21 protein-coding genes, 1 tRNA gene and 1 CRISPR repeat array are annotated in these 24,049 nt (G+C 43.6%); of the genes, 17 read left to right on the top strand and 5 right to left on the bottom strand.

Features of this window, described 5'->3' with window-relative positions; translation table 11 throughout:
- Positions 1-3: 3 nt before the first annotated feature.
- From cas7c to J5X96_RS06615, 7 genes are all read left to right on the top strand, one after another.
- Entirely contained in the window at positions 4-870 is an 867-nt protein-coding gene (cas7c, locus tag J5X96_RS06645) for a type I-C CRISPR-associated protein Cas7/Csd2 (RefSeq protein ID WP_209362480.1), read from the top strand.
- 15 nt (positions 871-885) lie between these two features.
- A complete protein-coding gene (cas4, locus tag J5X96_RS06640) occupies positions 886-1,536 on the top strand; it encodes a CRISPR-associated protein Cas4 (RefSeq protein WP_209362478.1) in 651 nt (216 codons plus the stop codon).
- Between the two features lie 88 nt (positions 1,537-1,624).
- Positions 1,625-2,251: a DUF4433 domain-containing protein gene (locus J5X96_RS06635; protein WP_209362476.1), complete on the top strand. Its 627-nt coding sequence runs from the start codon at positions 1,625-1,627 to the stop codon at positions 2,249-2,251.
- Positions 2,252-2,264: 13 nt separating this feature from the next.
- Positions 2,265-3,299, top strand: a complete 1,035-nt coding sequence (locus J5X96_RS06630) for a macro domain-containing protein (RefSeq protein WP_209362475.1) — start codon at positions 2,265-2,267, stop codon at positions 3,297-3,299.
- Positions 3,300-3,374: 75 nt separating this feature from the next.
- A complete protein-coding gene (gene cas1c / locus J5X96_RS06625; protein WP_209362473.1) occupies positions 3,375-4,385 on the top strand; it encodes a type I-C CRISPR-associated endonuclease Cas1c in 1,011 nt (336 codons plus the stop codon).
- Between the two features lie 3 nt (positions 4,386-4,388).
- The gene (cas2, locus tag J5X96_RS06620; RefSeq protein WP_005702619.1) at positions 4,389-4,682 is read left to right on the top strand and encodes a CRISPR-associated endonuclease Cas2; all 294 of its coding nucleotides are present in this window, start codon (positions 4,389-4,391) and stop codon (positions 4,680-4,682) included.
- A 192-nt stretch (positions 4,683-4,874) separates the two neighbouring features.
- Positions 4,875-6,909: direct repeats of the CRISPR family, unit length 32 nt; unit sequence GCAGCCGCCTTCGAGCGGCTGTGTGTTGAAAC.
- Between the two features lie 224 nt (positions 6,910-7,133).
- On the top strand, positions 7,134-7,346 hold the full coding sequence (locus J5X96_RS06615) for a hypothetical protein (RefSeq protein ID WP_209362471.1): 213 nt from the start codon (positions 7,134-7,136) through the stop codon (positions 7,344-7,346).
- A gap of 287 nt (positions 7,347-7,633) precedes the next feature.
- On the opposite strand, the gene cspD is transcribed toward J5X96_RS06615, so the two are convergent.
- From cspD to J5X96_RS06595, 4 genes are all read right to left on the bottom strand, one after another.
- Positions 7,634-7,843: a cold shock domain-containing protein CspD gene (cspD, locus tag J5X96_RS06610; RefSeq protein WP_021616176.1), complete on the bottom strand. Its 210-nt coding sequence runs from the start codon at positions 7,841-7,843 to the stop codon at positions 7,634-7,636.
- A gap of 206 nt (positions 7,844-8,049) precedes the next feature.
- A complete protein-coding gene (locus J5X96_RS06605) occupies positions 8,050-8,211 on the bottom strand; it encodes a YoaH family protein (protein ID WP_033002552.1) in 162 nt (53 codons plus the stop codon).
- Between the two features lie 48 nt (positions 8,212-8,259).
- Entirely contained in the window at positions 8,260-8,970 is a 711-nt protein-coding gene (truC, locus tag J5X96_RS06600; RefSeq protein WP_209362469.1) for a tRNA pseudouridine(65) synthase TruC, read from the bottom strand.
- Positions 8,964-9,281 carry a YqcC family protein gene (locus tag J5X96_RS06595; RefSeq protein ID WP_209362467.1) on the bottom strand — a complete coding sequence of 106 codons (318 nt, stop codon included), beginning with the start codon at positions 9,279-9,281 and terminating at the stop codon, positions 8,964-8,966. Before J5X96_RS06595 ends, truC begins: the two co-directional genes overlap by 7 nt.
- Positions 9,282-9,387: 106 nt before the next feature.
- On the opposite strand from J5X96_RS06595, the gene J5X96_RS06590 reads away from it, so the two are divergent.
- Together J5X96_RS06590 and J5X96_RS06585 are read left to right on the top strand one after the other, a co-directional pair.
- On the top strand, positions 9,388-10,170 hold the full coding sequence (locus J5X96_RS06590) for a Zn-ribbon-containing protein (protein WP_209362465.1): 783 nt from the start codon (positions 9,388-9,390) through the stop codon (positions 10,168-10,170).
- A gap of 187 nt (positions 10,171-10,357) precedes the next feature.
- Positions 10,358-10,443: transfer RNA gene (locus tag J5X96_RS06585), tRNA-Leu, on the top strand.
- A 197-nt stretch (positions 10,444-10,640) separates the two neighbouring features.
- On the opposite strand, the gene matP is transcribed toward J5X96_RS06585, so the two are convergent.
- The gene (gene matP, locus J5X96_RS06580) at positions 10,641-11,087 is read right to left on the bottom strand and encodes a macrodomain Ter protein MatP (RefSeq protein WP_209362463.1); all 447 of its coding nucleotides are present in this window, start codon (positions 11,085-11,087) and stop codon (positions 10,641-10,643) included.
- Positions 11,088-11,222: 135 nt separating this feature from the next.
- Here matP and J5X96_RS06575 point away from each other — a divergent pair, with 135 nt between their 5' ends.
- From J5X96_RS06575 to J5X96_RS06540, 8 genes are all read left to right on the top strand, one after another.
- The gene (locus J5X96_RS06575) at positions 11,223-12,998 is read left to right on the top strand and encodes a Lon protease family protein (protein WP_209362461.1); all 1,776 of its coding nucleotides are present in this window, start codon (positions 11,223-11,225) and stop codon (positions 12,996-12,998) included.
- 141 nt (positions 12,999-13,139) lie between these two features.
- The gene (gene fabA, locus J5X96_RS06570; RefSeq protein WP_005700570.1) at positions 13,140-13,670 is read left to right on the top strand and encodes a bifunctional 3-hydroxydecanoyl-ACP dehydratase/trans-2-decenoyl-ACP isomerase; all 531 of its coding nucleotides are present in this window, start codon (positions 13,140-13,142) and stop codon (positions 13,668-13,670) included.
- A 204-nt stretch (positions 13,671-13,874) separates the two neighbouring features.
- Complete coding sequence (locus J5X96_RS06565; protein WP_209362459.1) at positions 13,875-14,264, top strand: hypothetical protein; 390 nt, start codon at positions 13,875-13,877, stop codon at positions 14,262-14,264.
- Complete coding sequence (gene glgB, locus J5X96_RS06560) at positions 14,261-16,450, top strand: 1,4-alpha-glucan branching protein GlgB (protein WP_209362458.1); 2,190 nt, start codon at positions 14,261-14,263, stop codon at positions 16,448-16,450. Before J5X96_RS06565 ends, glgB begins: the two co-directional genes overlap by 4 nt.
- 3 nt (positions 16,451-16,453) lie before the next feature.
- Complete coding sequence (gene glgX / locus J5X96_RS06555) at positions 16,454-18,469, top strand: glycogen debranching protein GlgX (protein ID WP_209362456.1); 2,016 nt, start codon at positions 16,454-16,456, stop codon at positions 18,467-18,469.
- A 19-nt stretch (positions 18,470-18,488) separates the two neighbouring features.
- Positions 18,489-19,799, top strand: a complete 1,311-nt coding sequence (gene glgC / locus J5X96_RS06550) for a glucose-1-phosphate adenylyltransferase (protein WP_033002556.1) — start codon at positions 18,489-18,491, stop codon at positions 19,797-19,799.
- A 229-nt stretch (positions 19,800-20,028) separates the two neighbouring features.
- Positions 20,029-21,471 carry a glycogen synthase GlgA gene (gene glgA, locus J5X96_RS06545; protein WP_209362454.1) on the top strand — a complete coding sequence of 481 codons (1,443 nt, stop codon included), beginning with the start codon at positions 20,029-20,031 and terminating at the stop codon, positions 21,469-21,471.
- Between the two features lie 110 nt (positions 21,472-21,581).
- Entirely contained in the window at positions 21,582-24,047 is a 2,466-nt protein-coding gene (locus J5X96_RS06540) for a glycogen/starch/alpha-glucan phosphorylase (RefSeq protein ID WP_209362452.1), read from the top strand.
- Positions 24,048-24,049: the final 2 nt, after the last annotated feature.

Raw genomic sequence — 24,049 nt, 5'->3', positions numbered from 1 at the left:
AAAATGTCTGCTATTCAAAACCGCTATGAATTTGTTTACTTTTTTGACGTAACCAACGGCAACCCCAACGGCGACCCCGATGCGGGCAATATGCCGCGCCTTGATCCCGAATCCAGCAAAGGTTTGGTAACCGATGTCTGCCTAAAACGCAAAATCCGTAATTTTGTCGAAATCAGCAGCGAAAACGAAGCCAGTTACGAAATATACGTCAAAGAAAAAAGCGTGTTAAACCTGCAAAACAAACGCGCTTATGAAGCACTTGGTATTGAATCTGAAGCCAAAAAACTGCCAAAAGACGAAGCCAAAGCCCGCGACATTACCGCTTGGATGTGCAAAAACTTCTTCGACATCCGCACCTTCGGCGCCGTGATGACCACCGAAGTTAACAGCGGACAAGTGCGCGGCCCGGTACAACTGGCGTTCGCCCAATCCATCGACCCGATTGTGCCGCTGGAAGTTTCCATCACCCGCATGGCGGTAACCAACGAAAAAGACTTGGAAAAAGAACGCACCATGGGGCGCAAATACATCGTCCCTTACGCGCTTTACCGCGTACACGGCTTTATCTCCGCCAACCTTGCCGCCAAAACCGGTTTTTCAGACGACGACTTAGCCAAACTCTGGCAAGCCCTGACGCTGATGTTTGAACACGACCGCTCCGCCGCCCGTGGCGAAATGGCAGCGCGCAAATTGATTGTCTTCAAACACGACAGCGCACTCGGCAGCCAGCCTGCACATAAATTATTTGACGCCGTAAAAGTTGAACGCGTAAACGGCGAATCAGGTACGCCGGCAAGCGGATTTGATGATTACAAAATCAGCGTGGTTTCAGACGGCTTAAATGGCGTGAGTGTGGAAGAGTTGCTTTAAAAAACGTTTGAAAAAATGACCGCACTTTCAACCGAAACCCAAGGGGAAAATCAGGACACGCGCCTGATTCCCCTTTCCGCCCTGCAACACTACGCCTTCTGCCCGCGCCAATGCGCGTTGATTCACAACGAGCAGGCGTGGGCGGAGAACTATTTGACCGCGCAGGGGAGAGCGCTGCATGAGCGGGTAGATTCTGGCGAGCCGGAAACGCGCAAAGGCGTGCGTTTTGAGCGGACGGTGCATGTGTCGGCGGAGAAACTGGGCATCAGCGGTGTGTTGGATTTAGTGGAAGTGGACACGAAAACAGGTCGTCTGAAACCTGTGGAATACAAACGTGGCAAACCCAAACCCGATCCAATGGACGAAATCCAACTTTGCGCCCAAGGCTTGTGCTTGGAAGAAATGACGGGGCAAACCATCTCTGAGGGCGCGCTGTGGTATATGCAAACCCGCCACCGCGTCCCCGTCGTGTTTTCAGACGACCTGCGCGCCCAAACACTCGCTACCATTGCCGCCGTGCGCGAACTTCTAAACAGCGGCCAAACCCCGCCGCCCAACTACGGCAAACGCTGCAAAGCCTGCTCGCTGGTGGAAATTTGCCAGCCGGAGTTGTTGGGGAAACGGAATAGGAGTGTGGGGTATACGGAGGGGTTGTTTGGGGAATGATTTGATATTTTGAAAAATGGAAATTTGGTGTTTTGAATCATAGACGATAAAATAAACCTGAGGTATTGAATATAAAAAGGGAAATATGATGTCAATTAAAATTTATCATATTGTACATGCGGATAGATTAAGTTCCATTCTTGCTGACGGGTGCTTATGGAGTGATGCTGTTATTAGTCAACGTACAAACAATGGATCTATGATTGGGCTAAGTAACATCAAGCAACGTCGGTTACATAAAGCATTAAATAGTTATCCAGATTTACATGTCGGAGACTGTGTACCATTTTATTTTTGCCCACGTTCAGTCATGCTTTATTTGATTCATCGTAGAAATACTGAATTAGCATATCAAGGAGGACAAGAGCCCATAATTCATTTGCAGGCTGATTTTAATCGGGTTATTGCATGGGCAAATAGTCAAAATCCACCTATCCGTTGGGCTTTTACTAGTTCAAATGCGGGTTCTTATTATTTCGAAGATTTTAATAACGTAAATGATTTAAATCAAATTGATTGGCAAGCTGTTCAAGCTCGTAACTGGCAAGGACAAAAAGAAGGAAAACAAGCAGAATTTCTACTAGAAAATAAATTTCCTTGGCATCTAATAGAACATATTGGAGTACATCCAAGCCATTACACACAAGTTGTGAATGCACTGCAAGGACAACAGCATCAACCACAAGTAACCATAGAGCCTACTTGGTATTACTAACAGGAGATTTATCATGATTGAATTTAAAATGGGCGATATTTTTGAGAGTGATGCCGAAGCTTTAGTAAACACCGTAAATTGCGTCGGTATTATGGGACGTGGTATTGCGTTGCAATTTAAAAATAAATATCCAGAGAATTTTAGGTCGTATCAGCAGGCGTGTAAGCAAGAAATTGTCAAACCGGGGAAAATGTTTGTTTTTGAAACAGAGCAGCTTGTATTACCAAAATGGATTATTAATTTTCCTACCAAACGACACTGGCGAGGAAAAAGTCGTATTGAAGACATTGAAAGTGGACTGATTGACTTGGTAAATGTAATCCAAGAAAGAAATATTCATTCTATTGCAATTCCGCCGTTGGGAGCTGGCTTAGGTGGATTGGATTGGGAGCAAGTGCGCTTACGTATTGAGAATGCACTTGGTCATATTAAGAATGTAAAAATTTTTGTATATGAACCAAATGGCGCACCTGAAAGTAGCAAAATAAAACATTCTACAAAAATTCCAGAGATGACTGCTGGGAGAGCGGCATTAATTGAATTGATGAGTCGCTATTTAAAGGGATTATTAGATCCATATATTTCACTATTAGAAGTACATAAGTTAATGTATTTTATGCAGGAATCTGGCGAAAATCTTCGTTTAAAATATGTTAAACATCATTATGGCCCTTATGCTGAAAACTTACGACATGTTTTAAAAGCAATCGAAGGTTATTTTATTTCTGGATACGCTGATGGTGGTGATATGCCTAATAAACCATTAACACTTGTACCAGGAGCAGTAGAAGATGCACAACAATTTCTATCTAATCATTCCAATAGTTATGCCAATTTTGAGAAAGTTACTGAATTAGTTGATGGATTTGAGTCATCATATGGTTTGGAATTACTGGCAACAGTTCATTGGTTAGCTAAAAAAGAAGGAATTATAGAAAAAGATAATTTAATAAAAAACATTCACCAATGGAACGAACATAAAAAGGTGTTTACTCCTAGACAAATTGATATTGCTTATGATCGTCTGTTAGATAAAGGATGGATTTAAAATTAGCTTGATTTAGCTTAATTGATAATCTTCAGATGACTCCAAAAACTGCATTCAAAATCCAAGGAGTTTCCCATGCGCAAACTGCAAAACACGCTCTACATCACCACCCAAGGCAGTTATCTGCATAAGGAGCGGGAGACGCTGGTGGTGGAGCAGGAGCGTAAGAAGGTGGCGCAGTTGCCGGTGCATTCCATCGGGCTTTTCTGTTTTGGCAATGTGCTGGTGTCGCCGTTTTTGCTGGGGTTTTGCGGTGAAAATAATGTGAATTTGGCGTTTTTTACTGAAAACGGGCGTTTCTTGGGACGGCTTCAGGGGCGGCAGAGTGGCAATGTGCTGTTGCGTCGGGCGCAGTATCGGGTGTCGGAGCAAAATCCCGTGCCGATTGCACGCAATATCATTGCGGCGAAGATTCAGGCGAGTAAACGGGTGCTTCAGCGGCAGATTCGTAATTACGGTGAGAATGTGGCGATTCAAGGTGCGGTCGATTCTTTGAATATTTCGCTGCGGCAGTTGAAGGGCGCGGCGGAGCTGGACGTGGTACGCGGCATTGAGGGCGATGCGGCGGCACGTTATTTCGGCGTGTTCGGGCAGCTTTTGAGCGAAAAAAGCGGCTTTGCTTTTGACGGGCGCAACCGCCGTCCGCCTAGAGACGGGGTGAATGCGCTGTTGTCGTTTGTGTACAGCATTCTGGGCAAGGACATCAGCGGCGCGCTACAAGGCGTGGGGCTGGATCCTCAGATGGGCTTTCTGCACGCCGACCGACCGGGGCGCGACAGTTTGGCGCAGGATATTTTGGAAGAATTCCGCGCATGGTGGGCAGACAGGCTGGTGTTGTCGCTGATTAACCGAGGGCAAATAAAACCGCAGGATTTTGTTACCGAGGCGAGTGGCGCGGTAAGCTTAAAAGCCGATGCACGTAAGCTCTTGTTCCAAGCCTTGCAGGCGAAAAAGCAGGAGAAAATTGTGCATCCGTTTTTGGGCGAAGAAGTGGAAATTGGGCTACTGCCGCATATTCAGGCGATGCTGTTGGCGCGGCACTTGCGCGGGGATTTGGCGGAATACCCGCCGTTTTTGATGAGATAAGCTATGTTAATGCTGATTACTTATGATATTTCTTTTGATGATCCAAACGGGCAAGCGCGATTACGCCGTATTGCAAAACATTGCTTAGATTACGGCGTACGGGCGCAATATTCGGTCTTTGAATGCGATGTCACGCCTGACCAGTGGGTTATGTTGAAAAACAAACTGTTGGAAACCTACGACCCCACGTGCGACAGCCTGCGTTTTTACCATTTAGGCAGTAAGTGGCGTAATAAAGTGGAGCATCATGGGGCAAAACCGGCAGTAGATGTATTTAAAGATGTGCTTGTCATTTAGTTCGCTAACCTGTTGTTCTCATTAAAACCCTGATGGGATAGCGATCTTTATTTTCTTTAACAATTTGGATGAATTAATCTATTTGTATAACGACAATGTGGCCGTTATACTTACCAAACTCCTTATCATAAAATCAGTTAGCGAAATGCAATGTTTAATCCGCTGATTTTTCTTGCTTTTTTAGGTAGGGGGGCAGCCGCCTTCGAGCGGCTGTGTGTTGAAACTTTGATGTTACGCCTTACGCTTTAAACACGTTTGGCAGCCGCCTTCGAGCGGCTGTGTGTTGAAACAGTTTTACCCCATCTACTAGGATTGCCATCAACGGCAGCCGCCTTCGAGCGGCTGTGTGTTGAAACTGATTGTTATGTCATTAACTAACGAACAAATCATGCAGCCGCCTTCGAGCGGCTGTGTGTTGAAACTAGCTTGTCAACATTTAATTTTAATATTTTTGAAGCAGCCGCCTTCGAGCGGCTGTGTGTTGAAACATTAAGTGGCGTTTTTACACTCACAATCCCTGCTGCAGCCGCCTTCGAGCGGCTGTGTGTTGAAACCTTTCAATACTATATACACCCCACCTTTTATTGCGCAGCCGCCTTCGAGCGGCTGTGTGTTGAAACCATCGATAATCACCAAACCTTGCGTGCCTTTGAGGGCAGCCGCCTTCGAGCGGCTGTGTGTTGAAACCATTTTGCTGGCGTAGCGATTGAGTCCTGTTTTGCAGCCGCCTTCGAGCGGCTGTGTGTTGAAACTCTCTAGGCTTGCCGACATTTACTCGTTGCACGGGCAGCCGCCTTCGAGCGGCTGTGTGTTGAAACATATTGCCAAAGTAACGATTAACAAACTCCTCAAAGCAGCCGCCTTCGAGCGGCTGTGTGTTGAAACGATCGAATTGTGTTGACTGTGCAAGTTGTTGCAAGCAGCCGCCTTCGAGCGGCTGTGTGTTGAAACCCCTTTACGAACCATGGTGAGCAAGATAAATTTCGCAGCCGCCTTCGAGCGGCTGTGTGTTGAAACATGCGCTTCATTGCGCGCATAATCAAGCGTGATTTGCAGCCGCCTTCGAGCGGCTGTGTGTTGAAACTATTAATGTTACACCTGAGGAAATTATACCGTCGTGCAGCCGCCTTCGAGCGGCTGTGTGTTGAAACACCGATTTTCCCACAAAAATCTCAAAACTCTTAACGGCAGCCGCCTTCGAGCGGCTGTGTGTTGAAACTGAGATAAGTTACAAATACTCACCTTGCTTTCTGGGCAGCCGCCTTCGAGCGGCTGTGTGTTGAAACTAGTTTTTATTGACTAGTTAAACCCAAAAACATTGCAGCCGCCTTCGAGCGGCTGTGTGTTGAAACACAGCGGCGGTATTGGCGCCAAGTGTTACTGTTGCGGCAGCCGCCTTCGAGCGGCTGTGTGTTGAAACATTTTAGCCCTCGAGGAAGGCATACAGATGTTTAACGGCAGCCGCCTTCGAGCGGCTGTGTGTTGAAACACAGGTATTTACGACCAAGATGAGGCAGAACGCATGCAGCCGCCTTCGAGCGGCTGTGTGTTGAAACAACAGATCAGGTAACAAAGGAACTACAGTAGAAAGCAGCCGCCTTCGAGCGGCTGTGTGTTGAAACTTTTGTTGACCCTTGGGCGGCTCTATGCCGAAAGTGGCAGCCGCCTTCGAGCGGCTGTGTGTTGAAACTGCCAGCAACGGTCGATCACTTCTTGGCAACGGGCAGCCGCCTTCGAGCGGCTGTGTGTTGAAACAGCACCATAACAGATAGCGTAACCATAGCCTAATTGCAGCCGCCTTCGAGCGGCTGTGTGTTGAAACACTATACCCAAGGATCACAAAATCACAACACGGCAGCAGCCGCCTTCGAGCGGCTGTGTGTTGAAACTAAAGAACGTTTACAAGTAATGGCGATTGCCTTTCCAGCCGCCTTCGCGCGGCTGTGTGTTGAAACTTCGCTATTTCAGCTTTTGTTTTTTGCTGCTTGATCCAGCCGCCTTCGCGCGGCTGTGTGTTGAAACTAATTGTCAACACTTCTTTATTAAAAAGTTTAATCCAGCCGCCTTCGCGCGGCTGTGTGTTGAAACTTTTTTGATCGCCCCCCAAACAAGGCTAAAGGCGTTAACCAGCCGCCTTCGCGCGGCTGTGTGTTTAAACCTTAGAATCAATGCCGAATTTATTCTTAGTTTTGTCGCCAGCCGCCTTCGTGCGGCTTTGTGTTGAAATACGCCTATCATTTCGGCGTATAAATGGATTGGCGCCACTTTCTCGCGTTCTGTGAGCCATGTTTTCGTGCAACAAGTTGCACGCTACGAGGGATATTACATTTTCTAAGTCTTGCGTTGTCAGTTGTGTTTAAACATTTTAAAATCGTTTTGCTTGAGTTCAAGGTTAGTGTTGAATTTAATCTTGAATGTGAACGTGAGATTATTTGCCATGAGGAGATCTTTATGGAGAAAGAAACAGATATCCATTGGATTGGTTGGGTGATTGCACTGTTACCGTATGAAATCGGTTTGTTGTTTATGTTGTTTGGTTCAGCGACATTGATTCAGGTGGTGTTTTTCGGCACATTTTCGTACCTTGTCATCCTTGGTGTTATTGCTTTCTTCCGCAATCCTAAAGATGTCATACTGCTTTTGATTATCGGCTCAAAACTTTAAAAGTTGACCGCACTTTAAGATGCGCTGAGTACCGTATGATGAGTGTGATATTGTTGTGCGATTTATTGATGGATAATAGGGATAATGGCGTTGTATTTTAATTTTCTACATAACATAAGATTTAACCGATAGCCTCTGATTTCCTTGATGTATTTTTTGCCATTAAATTTTAATGAATATATCACCGTTGTTGTAGTGTAGAGCAGGGGAGTCCTTAATCAAAAGGCCAAGTTCTGTATTAAACTTAGCCTTTAGATTAAATAGATTCTATTTGGGAGAATGAATTATTATTCTGCTATCGGGATAATTTTTGTAGCGTGGGAACCTTTGTCGCCGTGAATGACTTCAAATTGTACTTTTTGACCTGCTTTTAGAGAGCGGTAGCCTTCCATTTCAATAACAGAATAGTGTGCAAAAATATCGGTATCACTGCCTTCTGCAGAAATAAAGCCAAATCCTTTTGCATTATTAAACCATTTAACAACACCAACTTCCATAATTTACACCTCTTATGGTTTTAGTTCTTCTCGAACCACATTTACTTCAATAAGACACACAGCCCTATCACCTTAATTTGCTGGTGATCATCTTTAAATAAATTTACTGTGTATGCAATAAGAAAAGTTTCAAAATCAAACAGAGATCACAAAAATTCATAAAAATAATGTGCAAAAACCTTCAGTTTTTCTTCTTTGGCGGCGAATTATTTGTGATTTTGTGTATTTTTATTCTGTTCCCGTAATTGTTTTGCCACTAAGGCAATAGCTTCTCCGCTGCCAATGCCTTGCGCCATGAGTTCTTGAATTTTTTCAACGGCACGTTGTTGCTGTTCATGAGTGAGATTTAGCAAATCGTTGTCTAGCATTTTTGTCTTTCCTTTCATTTAAAAGTGCGGTGATTTTTCGCAATGTTTTTACCACTGAAAAGTCTGCATGAGATTTTGCCATTGCGCATCCAGTCCAGCTTGAATTGTCATCGGACGTTGAGTCAATGGATGAACAAAGGTTAATTTTTCTGCGTGTAACAGTAAACGGGCGCAGCCGGTGTGTTCCATTAATGCACGATTTTGATGCAAATCGCCATATTGTGTATCCCCTAAAATGGGGTGAAAAATATGTTTCATGTGACGACGCAACTGATGCTTACGTCCGGTTTGCGGAATTAAACGCACAAGAGAATAACGGGAAGTGGCATAACGCCCTACACCGTAAGGCATTTCCACGGTCTGCAATCCTTCGTAAAAAGTGATCGCACTTTGTGGTGCTTTATCCGGTTGGGAGAATTTATTGGCAATTTTATCTAACTGAACCTTGAGCGGATAATCAATTTCGCCATGCCCTGTCACATATCCTCTCACTACCGCGAGATACTGCTTTTCTATTTGTTTTTGCTCAAACTGTTGGCATAACATATGCGCTATTTCACTGTTTAAGGAAAACAGCAGAACGCCGGATGTTGGACGATCTAAGCGATGAATCGGATAAACGCGCTGCCCGATTTGATCGCGCAAAGTTTGCATCACAAATTGGGTCTCATGGCGATCAAGCCAGCTGCGATGTACCAGCATGCCTGCCGGTTTATTGACGGCGACCAATACATCATCTTGATATAAAATCTCTAACATGGTTGTTGCAGCAGCTTTTCAATTTCTATGATCGGGATTAATAATTCCGCCAAATAATCTTCTTCTTTCAATGCCTCTTCTAAATAAGGGCTAATCGCAATTTGGCTTGGCAAGGGCGCCTGACTTTCCAATAGGGCGTACATACGTGGAATAAAAATCCATTGCAGCCATTCTGTTGGCTGCATTGTATCCAGTGCAAAAGGTTGTTCGCTTAAAAAAGCCTCTGCGTTTGGCGGCATACTTTGCCATAATGCCAAACGTGTCATCGTATGCTGTAAATGTTGTAAATGTAATCGAGTTTGTTGATGCATAAAACACCTCATAAAATAAGCGCGTCATTGTAGAAGATTTCATGCTTTTGCGCCAGTTACACAAATTTCGTGTAGAATTTCACTTTTTATATTAACGTGATCCATTATGTATTTAATTGAAGCCTTCTTTTCTCTCCAGCCGAGTGATTTTTCATTGGAAAAACAAGCCCATTGCGTTAATCAAGTAATTGAACAATGGCGTTATAACGGACAGATTATTGGACGTGAAATTCCACAATTTCTTGCCGAGCAGGAAAATCAACAAGGCTTGGCAGTGCGTGTGGCTTGTCCTGAGCAAACTTCATTATTAGTGGAATTTAACAATCAGCCGGTCACACAAGCCCTTGTAGAAGCAGAAAAGTGCGGTGTATTTTTCGAGAGTTTTCAAATCGTTGCGGAAGATCTTAATTCCGACATGACCGCAACAGAAACGCCTTCTTGGCAATTACTCTATACGACCTATTTGCAGTCTTGTTCCCCTTTACATAGCGGTGATACGTTGCAACCGATTCCGTTATATAAACAGCTAAAAAACATACCGCACTTGGCAATGGATATGATCAAGTGGCAAGAAAATTGGCAGGCGTGTGATCAGTTGCAAATGAATGGTTCGGTGTTAGAACAAGAGGCCTTGGCGCAAATTAGCAATACGCAAACTCCATTGTTCAAACATGGCTATTACCTCGCTCAAGAAATTACTCGCCAAAGTGGCATTCCTACATACTATTATTTGTATCGAATCGGCGGAGAAAGCCGAGAAGCTGAGTTAGACTCCCATTGCCCCTTATGCAAACGGCCGTGGACGCTGGAGCAACCACTGTTTGACTTCTTATATTTTAAATGCGATTACTGCCGTCTTGTTTCCAATCTTTCATGGCACTGGCAATAACTCTCATCGTAACAGGAGGCTGAAATCATGGCTGAGCATGCAATGAAAGATGAGAAAAAGTAGCCTTGGGAGTATCGATAAAGTTAAAATTTAAGCAATTAAATACATTAAGGAATTTTTTGCTTGCAACAACGAGATAAATCCTTATAATCGGCATCCGTTCTCAACAAGAAAATTTATCAGTGTTGCCTGGGTGGCGAAATTGGTAGACGCAGCGGATTCAAAATCCGCCGTTGAATAAACGTGTCGGTTCGAGTCCGACCCTAGGCACCAATGATAAGTTTCTGAAGAATTACAAGCCGCTTTTCAAAGCGGCTTTTTTGTTATTTAAATAATGAAAAATCAATAACTTACAATCCTATTAAAATTCTCCCCTTTTAAAGATATTGTATATATTTACATTTATTTGTTGTCAATTTATGATTTGTTTAGATCATAAATGAAGTGAATTTGCACCATAAATTGCCTATTTATTTTAATAAATCTTTTAATCCAGCTTTCATGGCGGACATTTGGCTTTCGTATAATGCTTTTTTCTCACGCTCATCAATCATATACATGATGGTTTCCGAGAGTGTCATTTTCATTTTTCGAGAATATTTGGATAAACGTAGCCAAACGGCATATTCCAAATCAATGGATTTTTTCTTGGTAGATTGTTTTTCAGCATTAAAAAAACGCTTTCTTCTGGCGCGGATGGCTTGATCGAGTTTTGTCATCAATTCTGGCGCTAAATGGGTTTTTATCCATTCTTCAATTTTTTGCGGATAGTTTTGGCAGCCGATGAGTTGTTTTACGATGTCTTCTTGTAAACTTTTTTCCGTGTAACGGGTGATATTTTCCCCTTCACGAGCCTTTTTGGTTAAATAGACCCATTTCCAATGCGCTTCTTGATTTTCTAACTTTTGATATTTCATTTTTCTACATGATTTTAGTGACGTGGTAACTGCGTAACTATACGCTTTTTGTGACGGATTTTCCAGCAAATTTTCCTCGATACGCATAAATATGCGATAATGTTTGCCAAACAACCTTTAACTTAGAGAGTCGTCGTGTCTTCATCTTATAATACTTTACCTTGGCAGGGACTTCGTCCGACATTGAGCGTGACGGAAATCCCTTCACATTCTCAAGATTTTTTCGCATTACAACCCCGCGCAGAAAAAGCGATTCGTTATTTCATTAAAAATTCCCACCGCACTTTATTGGTGCTTAAAGCGGATGATCAGGCAGAATATGCGCCGTTATTGGAACAATTGATTCAATCAGAAAAGCCCGAGCCGGAGTTATATGGCGTGCAATATGTGATTGAACAAGGGGATTCTTTTTCTTTTCCTCGTATTTCAGCTGAACCGGTGCAGTCTTATAACGACAATTTTGCTGCGCAAAAAAGTGTTGCAACGGCTTTGTATTTCGATCAGTTTCAGTTATTTGGCTCCGTGAAAATTCACGCGACCTCGCATGATATTCAGCTGAATCCAGGTTTGGTTCATCAGGTGAATGGCGGTGTTTTAATTGTCACTGCCAGCGCATTATTGGCGCAATTTGATTTATGGCAACGGCTCAAACATATTCTCACCACCGGCGTATTTAACTGGTATTCCGCGCATCCATTTAAAACCTTGCCTTGCGATATTCCGAGTTATCCGTTGAAGTTAAAAGTCATTGTCTTAGGCAATCGTACAGAATTGGCGACATTGGAAGAGTTGGAAGAAGAGCTTTATCACTTGGCGGATTATGCGGAAATCGAGAGTTATTGCCGTGTTGCCAATGCGGAACAACAGCAACAATGGATGGGTTATGTTCAAGCTGTTGCGCAACAACATCAATTACCCATGTTGGATTTGAGCGGCTTTAATAAACTGTATCAATTATTGGTACGTGATAGTGAAAACCGCGACTTGATTAATATCTCGCCGTTGATGTTAAAAAATATCTTGACGGAGACGGCACTTTTAACCAAGTCCACCTCCTTAAGTGCGGTGGATTTTGAGCGTTATTTTTTACATAAAACCGAGCAATTTGGCTTTTTGCGTGAACAAACTTACGATAGCATTTTGCAGGAACAAATTTATGTGGCGACTGAAGGCGAAATGGTGGGGCAGATTAATGGTTTGTCCGTCATTGAATATCCGGGGACGCCATTAGTTTTTGGCGAACCTTCCCGTATTAGTTGTATTGTGCAATATGGTGATGGTGAAGTCGTAGACGTGGAGCGCAAAACCGAATTGGCGGGGAATATTCACAGCAAAGGCATTTTAATTGCAGAAGCCTGTTTGGCGAATATTTTAGAATTGCCTTCTCAGTTGCCGTTTTCTGCTTCCTTGGTTTTTGAACAATCTTACGGCGAAATTGATGGTGATAGCGCTTCTTTAGCCGGCTTTTGTGTGTTGGTCAGTGCCTTGTCCGATTTGCCGTTACCACAATCTATTGCTATCACGGGAGCGATCGATCAGTTTGGCTTGGTGCATTCTGTTGGGGGCGTAAATGAAAAAATTGAAGGCTTTTTTACCATTTGTCAGCGTCGTGGACTGACCGGTAAACAGGGTGTGATTATTCCGAGTGCCGTAGTGAATCAACTGAGTTTATCTGAAGCCGTGATTAGTGCGGTGAAAAATCAGGCATTTTTTATTTATCCTGTAGACGCCGTGGATCAGGCCTGTGAAATTTTGTTACAACGTGACTTAGTCGAGCAGGAGGATAAAAACTATACGGCAGAGACGTTACCATTAGCACGCTTAATTAACCAACGCATTAATCAATATGCCGATCGGCAGTCACATCGAGAGGGTTTTTGGGATTTGTTGTTTTCCCGCAAAAGCCATTAATTCAAAATTGCCATTAAAAATTAACTGATCGGACAAGTTAGGCGTACAAGTGTTAGCTATTCTAAATGCAGTGAGGCTTTGTTAGAATCCGTGCAACGTTTGTATTTTAACAACACATTGACTTTTTATAGGATTTTAATAATGAACACTTGTACACCAAACATTAAAGACAGTTATTCTTACGAAGATTTATTAGCCTCCGGACGTGGAGAACTGTTTGGTAAAGAAGGGCCGCAACTTCCTGCGCCAACCATGCTAATGATGGATCGTATTGTGAAAATGACAGAAGATGGTGGTACATTTGGTAAAGGTTACATCGAAGCTGAACTCGATATTCACCCTGATTTGCCATTTTTTGCTTGCCATTTTATTGGCGATCCGGTCATGCCAGGCTGCTTGGGCTTAGATGCCATGTGGCAATTAGTCGGCTTCTTCCTTGGCTGGGTTGGTGGCAAAGGCAAAGGTCGTGCGTTAGGTGTCGGCGAAGTGAAATTCACCGGTCAGATTCTGCCAACCGCCAAAAAAGTGGTTTATCGCATTAATATGAAACGTGTCATCAACCGCAAATTAGTGATGGGCATGGCAGACGGCGAAGTAGAGGTGGACGGTCGTGTTATCTACACCGCAACAGATTTGAAAGTCGGTTTATTCCAAGATACTTCCAGTTTTTAACAGCGAAACGATATAAAATGAGAAAGCGAGAGCGAAGGATCTCGCTTTTGTTTTAACGGTTTTGTTTTAATAAGATGTCATTGATGTCACGTGATTTTTTGACGGAGATCACTAATTTCAATTAAAAGCGTTGTAATTCTTTCTGCCTCTTCTAGAATACTCATAAAGCGTTAGTTTTAGGCTGTATTTTAGTTGTAGGTGCGTATGCAAGTTTTCAATTCTCCAGCACAAATTGCCGAAGCAATCGGTGTTTCTTCTTCTCATTTAGCGCATTTACTGATAGACGCGCGTTTGATTTATGCCCCTCCGGAAACACGGCATGATTTCACCGCACTTTTGCAACCGCCACATCATCGGATAAACGCAGTATTTTATGAGGCTTTCACGCGTCTCTCTCTTGTTTTATTCATATTATCATTCGTTCATCATCGCTTAAACCTTTCAGCTTCTCGTCAAAGAGAAACCTTTCCGATTCACCAACACGCGCTTTTACCATCCAAGTTGCCCTGTTTATTGGCGTTGAGCGATATGCAAATCGCGTTCCTTTTCTCTTCATTTATTAAGCCCGCAGAGCTTAGCGAGGATTTATTATGACTCAACTAGTAGCGCAATCCGTGATTAATCAATTCTTTGATGGAACACATTCTGATCCTTTTTCCGTATTGGGTATGCACGAAACCGATAACGGCATTGAAATTCGTGCTTTATTGCCGGATGCTTGCCGTGTTAGCGTCATTGATAAAGAAAATCAAGACACCGTCTGTGAATTGGATTGTTTAGATGATCGAGGTTTTTTTGCCGGTGTTGTGCCGAAAACCCGTGATTTCTTTGCCTATCAATTACAAGTGTATTGGGGCAAGGAATCGCAAATCCTTGAAGACCCCTACCGTTATCATTTGATGATGAATGATTTGGATGAATGGCTTTTGGCTGAAGGCTCATTCTTGCGTCCGTATGAAGTGTTAGGTGCGCATTTTATCGAATGTGATGGCGTTTCCGGCGTGAACTTCCGTTTGTGGGCACCGAATGCGAAACGGGTTTCTGTGGTGGGGGATTTCAACTATTGGGACGGTCGCCGCCATCCGATGCGCTTACATCCGGCAAGCGGTGTATGGGAATTATTCCTACCGAAAGTCACATTAGGGCAGTTGTATAAATTCGAATTAATTGATTGCCACGGCAATTTACGCTTAAAAGCCGACCCTTACGCATTCAGTTCACAGTTACGTCCTGATACAGCGTCACAAATTAGTGCGTTACCGGACATCGCACCAATGACAGAAGCCCGCCGCAAAGCCAACCAATGGGATCAACCAATTTCCATTTATGAAGTGCATTTGGGTTCTTGGCGCCGCAATTTAGAAAATAATTTTTGGTTGGATTACGACCAAATCGGTGACGAGTTAATTCCGTATGTAAAAGAAATGGGCTTTACGCACATTGAGTTTTTACCGCTTTCCGAATTCCCATTTGATGGGTCTTGGGGCTATCAACCGCTAGGTCTGTATTCTCCAACCAGCCGTTTTGGTACACCGGAAGGGTTTAAACGTTTAGTTAAACGCGCCCATGAAGCCGGCATCAACGTGATTTTGGACTGGGTACCGGGTCATTTCCCAAGCGATACCCATGGTTTAGTGGCTTTTGACGGCACGGCATTATATGAACACGCCGATCCGCGCGAAGGATTCCATCAAGACTGGAACACGCTCATTTACAACTATGGTCGCAACGAAGTGAAAAACTTCTTATCCAGTAACGCCTTGTATTGGATTGAACGCTTCGGAATTGACGGTATTCGTGTTGATGCGGTGGCCTCCATGATTTATCGTGATTACAGCCGTGCCGAAGGAGAATGGATTCCAAACCAATACGGCGGACGGGAAAATTTAGAAGCCATTGAATTCTTAAAACACACCAACTGGAAAATTCATAGTGAAATGCAAGGGGCGGTGTCCATTGCAGAAGAATCAACCTCTTTTGCCGGAGTAACACACCCGACAGAAAACGGTGGTTTAGGCTTTAATTTCAAATGGAATATGGGCTGGATGAATGACACCCTTTCTTACATGGAAAAAGATCCGGTCTATCGACAGTATCACCACAACCAAATGACTTTCGGCATGGTGTATCAATACAGCGAAAACTTTGTATTACCACTTTCTCATGACGAAGTGGTGCATGGCAAATGTTCCTTAATCGGTAAAATGCCGGGCGATGCGTGGCAAAAATTCGCGAACTTACGTGCTTATTACGGTTATATGTGGGGCTATCCGGGTAAAAAATTATTGTTCATGGGAAATGAATTTGCCCAAGGCCGTGAATGGAATTACCGCGAAAGTCTCGATTGGTTCTTATTGGATGAATCCATCGGCGGAAGATGGCACATCGGTATGCAACAGTTGGTGAAAGACCTCAATAAAATTTATCGCGAAAATGCACCGCTCTTTGAACTGGATTCGGATCCGCAAGGCTTCGATTGGTTGGTTGTGGATGATGCGCAAAACTCCGTATTTGCCTTTGAACGACGTAGCAGCAAAGGCGAGCGTATCATTGTGATCAGTAACTTTACGCCGGTGCCACGTCATGATTATCGCATTGGCGTGAATGTTGCCGGTCAATATCACGAAATTTTAAATACGGATTCATCCTTTTACGAAGGTTCAAATCTTGGCAACTGCGGTGCAGTGGAAAGTGAGGCAATCTCAAGCCATGGACGAGATCAGTCTATTTCTGTTTCTATTCCGCCATTGGCAACCCTCTATTTGAAATATCAAGGATAAGGCATGATTGCAGTAAAAAATCAGGGCAAGGCTTATCCGTTCGGTTATAGCCAATATGAGGAAAACGGCGAGCAAATCACTCACTTTACGCTGTATTCTTCTGTGGCGGATGCCGTGGAGTTGTGTCTGTTCGAGAACGGCAAAAAAGAACAGCGTTTTGCCATGAATTGTAGCGAAAATATTTGGCATATTGCGCTTAGTGGCGTAGCTCAGGGGACGCAGTACGGTTTTAGAATCACCGCTGAAAATGACCGCACTTTAGCCAATCCAAACAAGCTCATGCTTGATCCTTATGCGAAAGCCGTGGTGGGTAAACCGGATTTAAGTTCGGCAGAAGTGCGGTCGATTTTTCAGTTAAATGATCCACGAGATAACGCTGAATTTGCGCCGAAAGGTCAAATCATTGAGACGGCATTTGACTGGCAACACGATAAAGCCCCGAAAACGCCTTGGGCTGAGACGATAATTTATGAACTCAGCGTAAAAGGCTTTAGCCAATTACGTGCAGATCTACCTGAAAAGTTACGCGGAACTTATGCCGGTTTGGCGCAACCGCAAAGTGTGGCGTATTTAAAAGAATTAGGTGTTACGGCAGTGGAGTTGTTGCCGATTAATTACCACGTAAACGAACCGCACTTACAAGAAAAAGGATTACAAAATTATTGGGGCTATAACCCGTTGGCCATGTTTGCCGTAGAGCCAAAGTATTGCTCCGAAGAAAATCGTGAAAACCCGTTATATGAATTCAAAAGCATGGTGAAAGCATTACATGAAGCGGGGATTGAAGTAATTCTAGATGTGGTGTTTAACCACACCGCAGAATCAGAAAAACCGTTCCCAACCTTTAGCCTACGTGGCATTGATGATCGGACGTATTATTGGCAAAACGAACAAGGCGAATATATTAACTGGACAGGCTGCGGCAATATGCTGAATTTATCCAATGACATCACCCGAAAATGGGTAGTGGATTGCCTTCGTTATTGGGTGGAAGAATGCCATGTAGATGGATTCCGTTTTGATTTAGGCACGGTATTAGGACGTGAATCGCCAGATTTCAACCCGCACGCCAAACTGTTTGACGATATCGCGCAAACACCGAGTTTACAGCAAGTGAAATTCATCAGCGAACCTTGGGATATTGGCCATTACGGTTATCAATTAGGGCGTTTCCCCCATTATTTTGCCGAATGGAACGATCGTTTCCGTGATGATATGTGTCGTTTTTGGTTATGGAAAAGTGGGGAAGTGGGCGCATTTGCCGAACGTTTTGCCGGCTCAAGTGATCTGTTCAAGCGAGAAACTCGCTTGCCACACACCACCCTGAATTTTATTACCGCTCACGATGGTTTTACGTTGCGCGATTTGGTCAGTTATAACCATAAGCATAACGAGGCGAACGGCGAAGATAATCGCGATGGTCGCAATGAAAATTACAGTTACAACCACGGCATTGAGGGAAGTCAATTAGATCTAAATGACGAGCACCAAAGTGCGGTAAAAAATCAGCGCGTTTTAGCGCAAAGCGGATTATTGGCAAGTTTGCTGCTGGGCAATGGTACCCCGATGTTGCTTGCCGGTGACGAATTCGGCAACACGCAATTCGGTAACAATAACGCTTATTGTCAGGATAATGAAATCACGTGGCTAAAATGGCAGGATTTCAATCAAGAATTATTTGACTTGACCAAACAACTGATTGCAACACGAAAACAAATTCAAAGTTTGCAACGGGATGTTTGGTGGTCAGATGAAAATGTCACTTGGCTCAACATTGAAGGGAAATCAATGCAAGTCGAAGATTGGCATCATCGGGAAAGCAAGGCGCTGCAAGTGGTATTAGATCAGCGATGGCTTTTCTTAATCAATGCGAAAGCAGAACCGCAGTCTTTTACATTGCCAAACGAGATAAATGGTCAATGGAAAGCTAAGGCAGGAACAACAAACTTAACGATTCAACAACAGCAAGTTGAAGTGGGTGGTATGGCGTTTTGTGTGTTGGAAAATATGGATAATTAAAAAAATAACGGAGTTTATTATGAAAAACGGTCTTTCCCAACTTCCTAACAAATATGATTTAGTCAAAAATACGCTTGTGCTGATTTTAGCCGGTGGTCGTGGCTCACGCCTGCACGAATTAACGGATAAACGTGCAAAACCGGCACTGTATTTTGGGGGAAATCGCCGAATCATCGATTTCGCGTTGTCCAACTGTATTAACTCCGGTTTAAACCGCATTGGGGTTGTCACGCAGTATGCTGCACACTCTTTATTACGCCATTTACAAAAAGGATGGTCTTTCTTGCCACAAGAACGGGGTGAATTCATCGATATGCTCCCAGCGCGCCAACAAATTGATGATTCCACATGGTATCGTGGCACAGCCGATGCGGTATATCAAAACATGGCGATTATTCGAGATCACTACAAACCGAAATATATTCTCATTCTTGCCGGCGACCACATTTATAAACAAGACTACAGCCAAATGTTGTTAGACCACGTGACCAGTGGTGCAAAATGTACCGTGGGTTGTATCGAAGTGCCACGCTCCGAGGCGCATGAATTTGGCGTGATGGCGGTCAACGAAAATCTGAAAGTGAAAGCGTTCGTAGAAAAACCAAAAGATCCGCCTGCCATGGTGGGCAAACCGGAAACTTCATTGGCTTCCATGGGGATTTATGTGTTTAATGCGGATTATCTCTATGAAATGCTAAATAAAGAAGTGAACACGCCTTGCACCTCTCATGACTTTGGTAAAGACGTATTGCCGAAATGTTTGGAAGAAGGCACCTTATACGCCCATCCGTTTAGTCGTTCTTGCATGGGTCGCAATACCGAAGGTGATATTTATTGGCGCGATGTGGGCACCTTGGACAGCTTCTGGCAATCGAATATCGACTTGGTGTCTGAACATCCGCAATTAGATATTTATGACCAAACTTGGCCGATTCGTGGTAACCCGGTGCAAGCCTATCCGTCTAAATTCTTTTATAAAAATGCCAATGTTAAGCCGGTGGATAACTCTCTTATTGGCGGCGGTTGTGTCATTACTGATGCATCAATCAGCTATTCTGTGTTATTTGATCGGATTAAAATTAACGAAGGTTCTGTGATTGATCATTCTGTGATCTTGCCTGAAGTGACAATTGGCAAAAATTGCATATTGAAACATTGTATTGTGGATCGTCATTGTGTCATTCCGGACGGTATGCAAATTGGTGTGGACCGTGAATTAGATAGTAAACGTTTCCGTATCAGTTCAACCGGCAAAGTGATTTTAGTCACACCGTCTATGTTGAAAAAATTAGAAGGACAAGATGTGTTCTCGGAAGAACATTTAGACTAACGTGAAAGTGCGGTCTGTTTTCAACACGTTTTGATTTTTACTCGCTCCTTCGGAGCCGTTGGCAAAGCCAACGTTCAAAATCCTTTGGATTTTGTGACCGCACTTTAAGAAGGCAAATGCAGGCGCAAGCGTCTTCGCTTGTGCCTGTAACAGAATTGTTTATAACGGCACGCGTTAGAAAACGCGCGTCATCTTCGGTGCCATTTTGGTGCCATATTAGGTAAATAAAATGAAAGTATTGCACGTTTGCTCGGAGTTATATCCCTTACTGAAAACCGGCGGATTAGCCGATGTGATGGGGGCATTGCCCTTTGCTCAAAAAGAAATCGGCATTGATGCGCGTATTTTGTTGCCGGCGTATCCGGCGATTGCGGCGGGCATTCCAAATACGTCAGTTGTTGCGGAATGGGATAATTTTGCCGGCCACATTGTTTTGCGTTACGGTGAATATCATGGCGTTGGCGTTTATCTTATTGACGCACCGCACTTGTATGGACGGGAAGGCAATCCGTATCATGATGGCTATTACAATGATTATGGCGATAACTATAAACGTTTTGCATTATTAGGCTGGGTGGGGGCGGAGTTGTCCACCGGATTAGATTACTGGTGGCGCGCTGACGTGGTTCATGCCCATGACTGGCATGCCGGTTTAACCGCAGCCTATTTATTTAATAAAGGTCGTCCGGCTAAATCGGTTTTCACCATTCATAATTTGGCGTATCAAGGGCAATTTGATTATCGTCATTTAGTTGAAATCGGATTGCCACACAGCATGTTCCATGTGAATGGCTTGGAATTGTTTGGTCAAATTTCCTATTTAAAAGCCGGGCTTTATTATTCCGATGTAGTGACTGCCGTAAGCCCGACTTATGCAAAAGAAATTACCACACCGGAATTTGCGTATGGCTTACAAGGATTGCTTTCTACTTTGGATCATGAAGGGCGTTTGGTGGGCATACTAAATGGGGTGGACGAAAAAATTTGGCATCCGATGAACGATCAGTATATTCAACATCATTACAAGTTGAAGTACATGGGCGGTAAGGCAAAAAATAAAGCGGATTTACAGGCTTATTTTCACCTTCCTGCGCAATCTGAGGCATTATTGTTTGTCATGGTGACCCGTTTAACAGAACAAAAAGGCGTGGATTTATTGCTAGAAAGCGCAGATGAAATTGTTAAACAGGGCGGACAGTTGGCGATTCTTGGTTCAGGCGCACCGCACTTAGAAGCCGGGATTCGTCAATTAGCGGAAACCTATCCGCAAAATATTGCCGTTAAAATTGGCTACGATGAAGCGTTGTCACATCTCATGGTTGCCGGTGGCGATGTCATTTTAGTCCCAAGCCGTTTTGAACCTTGCGGTTTAACCCAGCTTTACGGTTTAAAATACGGTACGTTACCTCTTGTTCGCGCCACCGGTGGTTTAGCGGATACCGTCGTCAATAGTACCGCAGAACATATTCAAGCTCGAACAGCAACCGGTTTTGTTTTCTCTCACGCAACGGCCGAGGAACTCCGTAATGCCTTGCAGGCAGCGTTTGCGTTATGGAAAAAACAACGTTTATGGACAACGGTTCGTGTAACTGCAATGGAACAAGATTTCAGTTGGCAAATCTCTGCAACCCACTACCAACATTTATATCAACGAATTTTATCTCACTCATGAAACACCTATTTTCTGCGTAAAGAAAAATGATCTTTGCGCAGAAGAGTGTTGTTTTTTTATCTTGAATGATTAAAATTCATCCGCTTTTCATTTACTGAGGATGTTTTCTTATGATAATGGATAATTTTGATTCTCCATTCCTGTACAATCGACCTGAAGTCAATGTTGATTCATTGAAAAAAACGATTGTTTATAAACTGATTTTTTTAATTGGTCGCTCTCCTAAAGAGGCGAGCCAACGAGATTGGCTCAATGCCACGTTATACGCGGTGCGGGATTTCGTCACTGAAGGTTGGATCACTACCGCGCGTGAAGCCAGAGCTGAAGACGCACGCCGTGTGTATTATTTATCAATGGAATTTCTGATTGGTCGTACGTTATCCAATGCCATGATTGCAGAAGGATTGTATGACATCGCCAAAGAAGCCCTTTCCGAATTAAACGTTGATTTAGAAGAGATTATTGAAAAAGAAGTGGATCCGGGCTTAGGTAACGGTGGGTTAGGTCGTTTAGCCGCCTGTTTTATGGATTCTATTGCCACCTTAGGCTTACCGGGCATGGGCTACGGTATTCGTTATGAATACGGAATGTTCCGTCAAAAAATTGAAGATGGCCAACAAGTTGAACGCCCGGATGCCTGGTTAGAAAAAGGTGCGCCTTGGGAATTTATTCGTCCGTCTAAACGTTTTACCGTTTCTTTCGGCGGTAATATTCATTTTGAAGGCAAAAAATGTATCTGGAATAAAGGCGAAGAAGTGACCGCACTTGCTTATGACCAAGTGATTCCGGGCTATCAAAATGACTCTGCCGCCACATTACGTTTGTGGGCTGCTCATGCTGGCGAACTGTTTAACTTAGAAGATTTTAACCGCGGTCAACACATTGCGGCGGTGGAAAGCCGCGCCTCTATTAAAAATCTTTCTCGTGTGCTTTATCCGGATGATTCCACTTGGAACGGTCGTGAATTACGTTTGCGTCAAGAATATTTCTTGGTTTCTGCGTCATTGCAAGACATTATCCGCCGTCATAAACGCACACATAGCAGCTTGGAAAATTTAGCAGATAAAGTGGCAATTCATTTAAATGATACCCATCCGGCATTAGCGATTCCGGAATTGATGCGCATTTTAATTGATGAAGAAGGCTTTTCATGGCAGAAAGCCTGGGATATGACCCGTCGTATTTTCTCTTATACATGTCACACCTTGATGTCTGAAGCCTTGGAAACATGGCCGGTGGAAATGATGGCAAAAATCTTACCGCGTCATTTACAGATGATTTTTGAAATTAACGATCATTTCTTGGAATACGTTAAAACCTATATTACCACTGACCTGGATTTCATTCGCCGCGTTTCTTTAATCGAAGAAGGGTATCAGCGCAAAGTGCGCATGGGGTGGTTATCCGTGGTGGGATCACATAAAGTCAATGGCGTGGCGGCAATTCATTCTGATTTAATGGTGACATCGACTTTTGCGGATTTCGCACGTATTTATCCGGAACGTTTCACCAACGTTACAAATGGGATCACCCCACGTCGTTGGCTTGCCGTGGCGAACCCACAATTAGCGTCGTTGTTTGATAAATATATCGGTTCTGATTGGCGTTGTGATTTAAGCCAAATCGAAAAATTAAAACAATACGCCCATGAAGCGGATTTCAAACACGCCATTGCCGATATTAAATTTGCCAATAAAGTGAAATTGGCAAATTACGTGAAGAAAACCTTAGACATTGATCTTGATCCACATGCGTTATTTGACGTTCAAGTAAAACGTATTCACGAATATAAACGTCAAATTCTGAACGTGTTGCACATTATTGCTCGTTACAACGCCATGTTAGAGCATCCGGAAAAAGATTGGCAACCTCGCGTGTTTATTTTAGCCGGTAAAGCCGCTTCGGCGTATTACGCAGCGAAACAAACCATCCATTTAATTAATGATGTGGCGAATATTATTAATCACGATACCCGTTTGGGTGGTCGCTTAAAAGTGGTCTTCATCCCGAACTACAGCGTCAGTTTAGCTCAATTGATCATTCCGGCTGCAGATATTTCTGAACAAATTTCTTTAGCCGGTACAGAAGCCTCCGGTACCAGTAACATGAAATTTGCGTTAAATGGGGCTTTAACCTTGGGGACATTGGATGGGGCGAATGTCGAGATTTTGGAAAATGTCGGCAAAGACCACATCTTTATTTTCGGCAATACCGTTGAGCAAGTTGAGAAGTTACGTCGCGATGGTTACCATCCATTTGATTTTTACCAAAATGATGGGGAACTGAGAAACGTTGTGGATCAAATCATTAATGGGCACTTTTCACCGAATGATCCCAATCGTTATCAACAACTGTTACAGGGCTTACAATATCACGATTTCTACCAAGCCTTTGCTGATTTCCGCAGCTATGTGGATGCACAAAAATTGGTGGATGAAAAATATAAAAACCGTGATGCCTGGATTGACAGCACGATTCAAAATATCGTCAACATGGGTTATTTCTCTTCTGACCGTACCATTAAGGAATACGCGGAAAACATTTGGCACATTGAGCCATTAAATCTCGAGAAATAATT

It is taken from the genome of Aggregatibacter sp. 2125159857, from assembly GCF_017798005.1.
In the GTDB taxonomy this organism is placed as follows: Bacteria; Pseudomonadota; Gammaproteobacteria; order Enterobacterales; family Pasteurellaceae; genus Aggregatibacter.
Note: the sequence above shows the minus strand (reverse complement) of the source record. Positions and strands in the feature narration are given on the sequence as shown.

Coding starts and splice junctions, on each gene's coding strand:
- cas7c (WP_209362480.1), top strand. CDS start 4: ATGTCTGCTATTCAAAACCGCTATGAATTTGTTTACTTTTTTGACGTA.
- cas4 (WP_209362478.1), top strand. CDS start 886: ATGACCGCACTTTCAACCGAAACCCAAGGGGAAAATCAGGACACGCGC.
- J5X96_RS06635 (WP_209362476.1), top strand. CDS start 1,625: ATGTCAATTAAAATTTATCATATTGTACATGCGGATAGATTAAGTTCC.
- J5X96_RS06630 (WP_209362475.1), top strand. CDS start 2,265: ATGATTGAATTTAAAATGGGCGATATTTTTGAGAGTGATGCCGAAGCT.
- cas1c (WP_209362473.1), top strand. CDS start 3,375: ATGCGCAAACTGCAAAACACGCTCTACATCACCACCCAAGGCAGTTAT.
- cas2 (WP_005702619.1), top strand. CDS start 4,389: ATGTTAATGCTGATTACTTATGATATTTCTTTTGATGATCCAAACGGG.
- J5X96_RS06615 (WP_209362471.1), top strand. CDS start 7,134: ATGGAGAAAGAAACAGATATCCATTGGATTGGTTGGGTGATTGCACTG.
- cspD (WP_021616176.1), bottom strand. CDS start 7,843: ATGGAAGTTGGTGTTGTTAAATGGTTTAATAATGCAAAAGGATTTGGC.
- J5X96_RS06605 (WP_033002552.1), bottom strand. CDS start 8,211: ATGCTAGACAACGATTTGCTAAATCTCACTCATGAACAGCAACAACGT.
- truC (WP_209362469.1), bottom strand. CDS start 8,970: ATGTTAGAGATTTTATATCAAGATGATGTATTGGTCGCCGTCAATAAA.
- J5X96_RS06595 (WP_209362467.1), bottom strand. CDS start 9,281: ATGCATCAACAAACTCGATTACATTTACAACATTTACAGCATACGATG.
- J5X96_RS06590 (WP_209362465.1), top strand. CDS start 9,388: ATGTATTTAATTGAAGCCTTCTTTTCTCTCCAGCCGAGTGATTTTTCA.
- matP (WP_209362463.1), bottom strand. CDS start 11,087: ATGAAATATCAAAAGTTAGAAAATCAAGAAGCGCATTGGAAATGGGTC.
- fabA (WP_005700570.1), top strand. CDS start 13,140: ATGAACACTTGTACACCAAACATTAAAGACAGTTATTCTTACGAAGAT.
- J5X96_RS06565 (WP_209362459.1), top strand. CDS start 13,875: ATGCAAGTTTTCAATTCTCCAGCACAAATTGCCGAAGCAATCGGTGTT.
- glgB (WP_209362458.1), top strand. CDS start 14,261: ATGACTCAACTAGTAGCGCAATCCGTGATTAATCAATTCTTTGATGGA.
- glgX (WP_209362456.1), top strand. CDS start 16,454: ATGATTGCAGTAAAAAATCAGGGCAAGGCTTATCCGTTCGGTTATAGC.
- glgC (WP_033002556.1), top strand. CDS start 18,489: ATGAAAAACGGTCTTTCCCAACTTCCTAACAAATATGATTTAGTCAAA.
- glgA (WP_209362454.1), top strand. CDS start 20,029: ATGAAAGTATTGCACGTTTGCTCGGAGTTATATCCCTTACTGAAAACC.
- J5X96_RS06540 (WP_209362452.1), top strand. CDS start 21,582: ATGATAATGGATAATTTTGATTCTCCATTCCTGTACAATCGACCTGAA.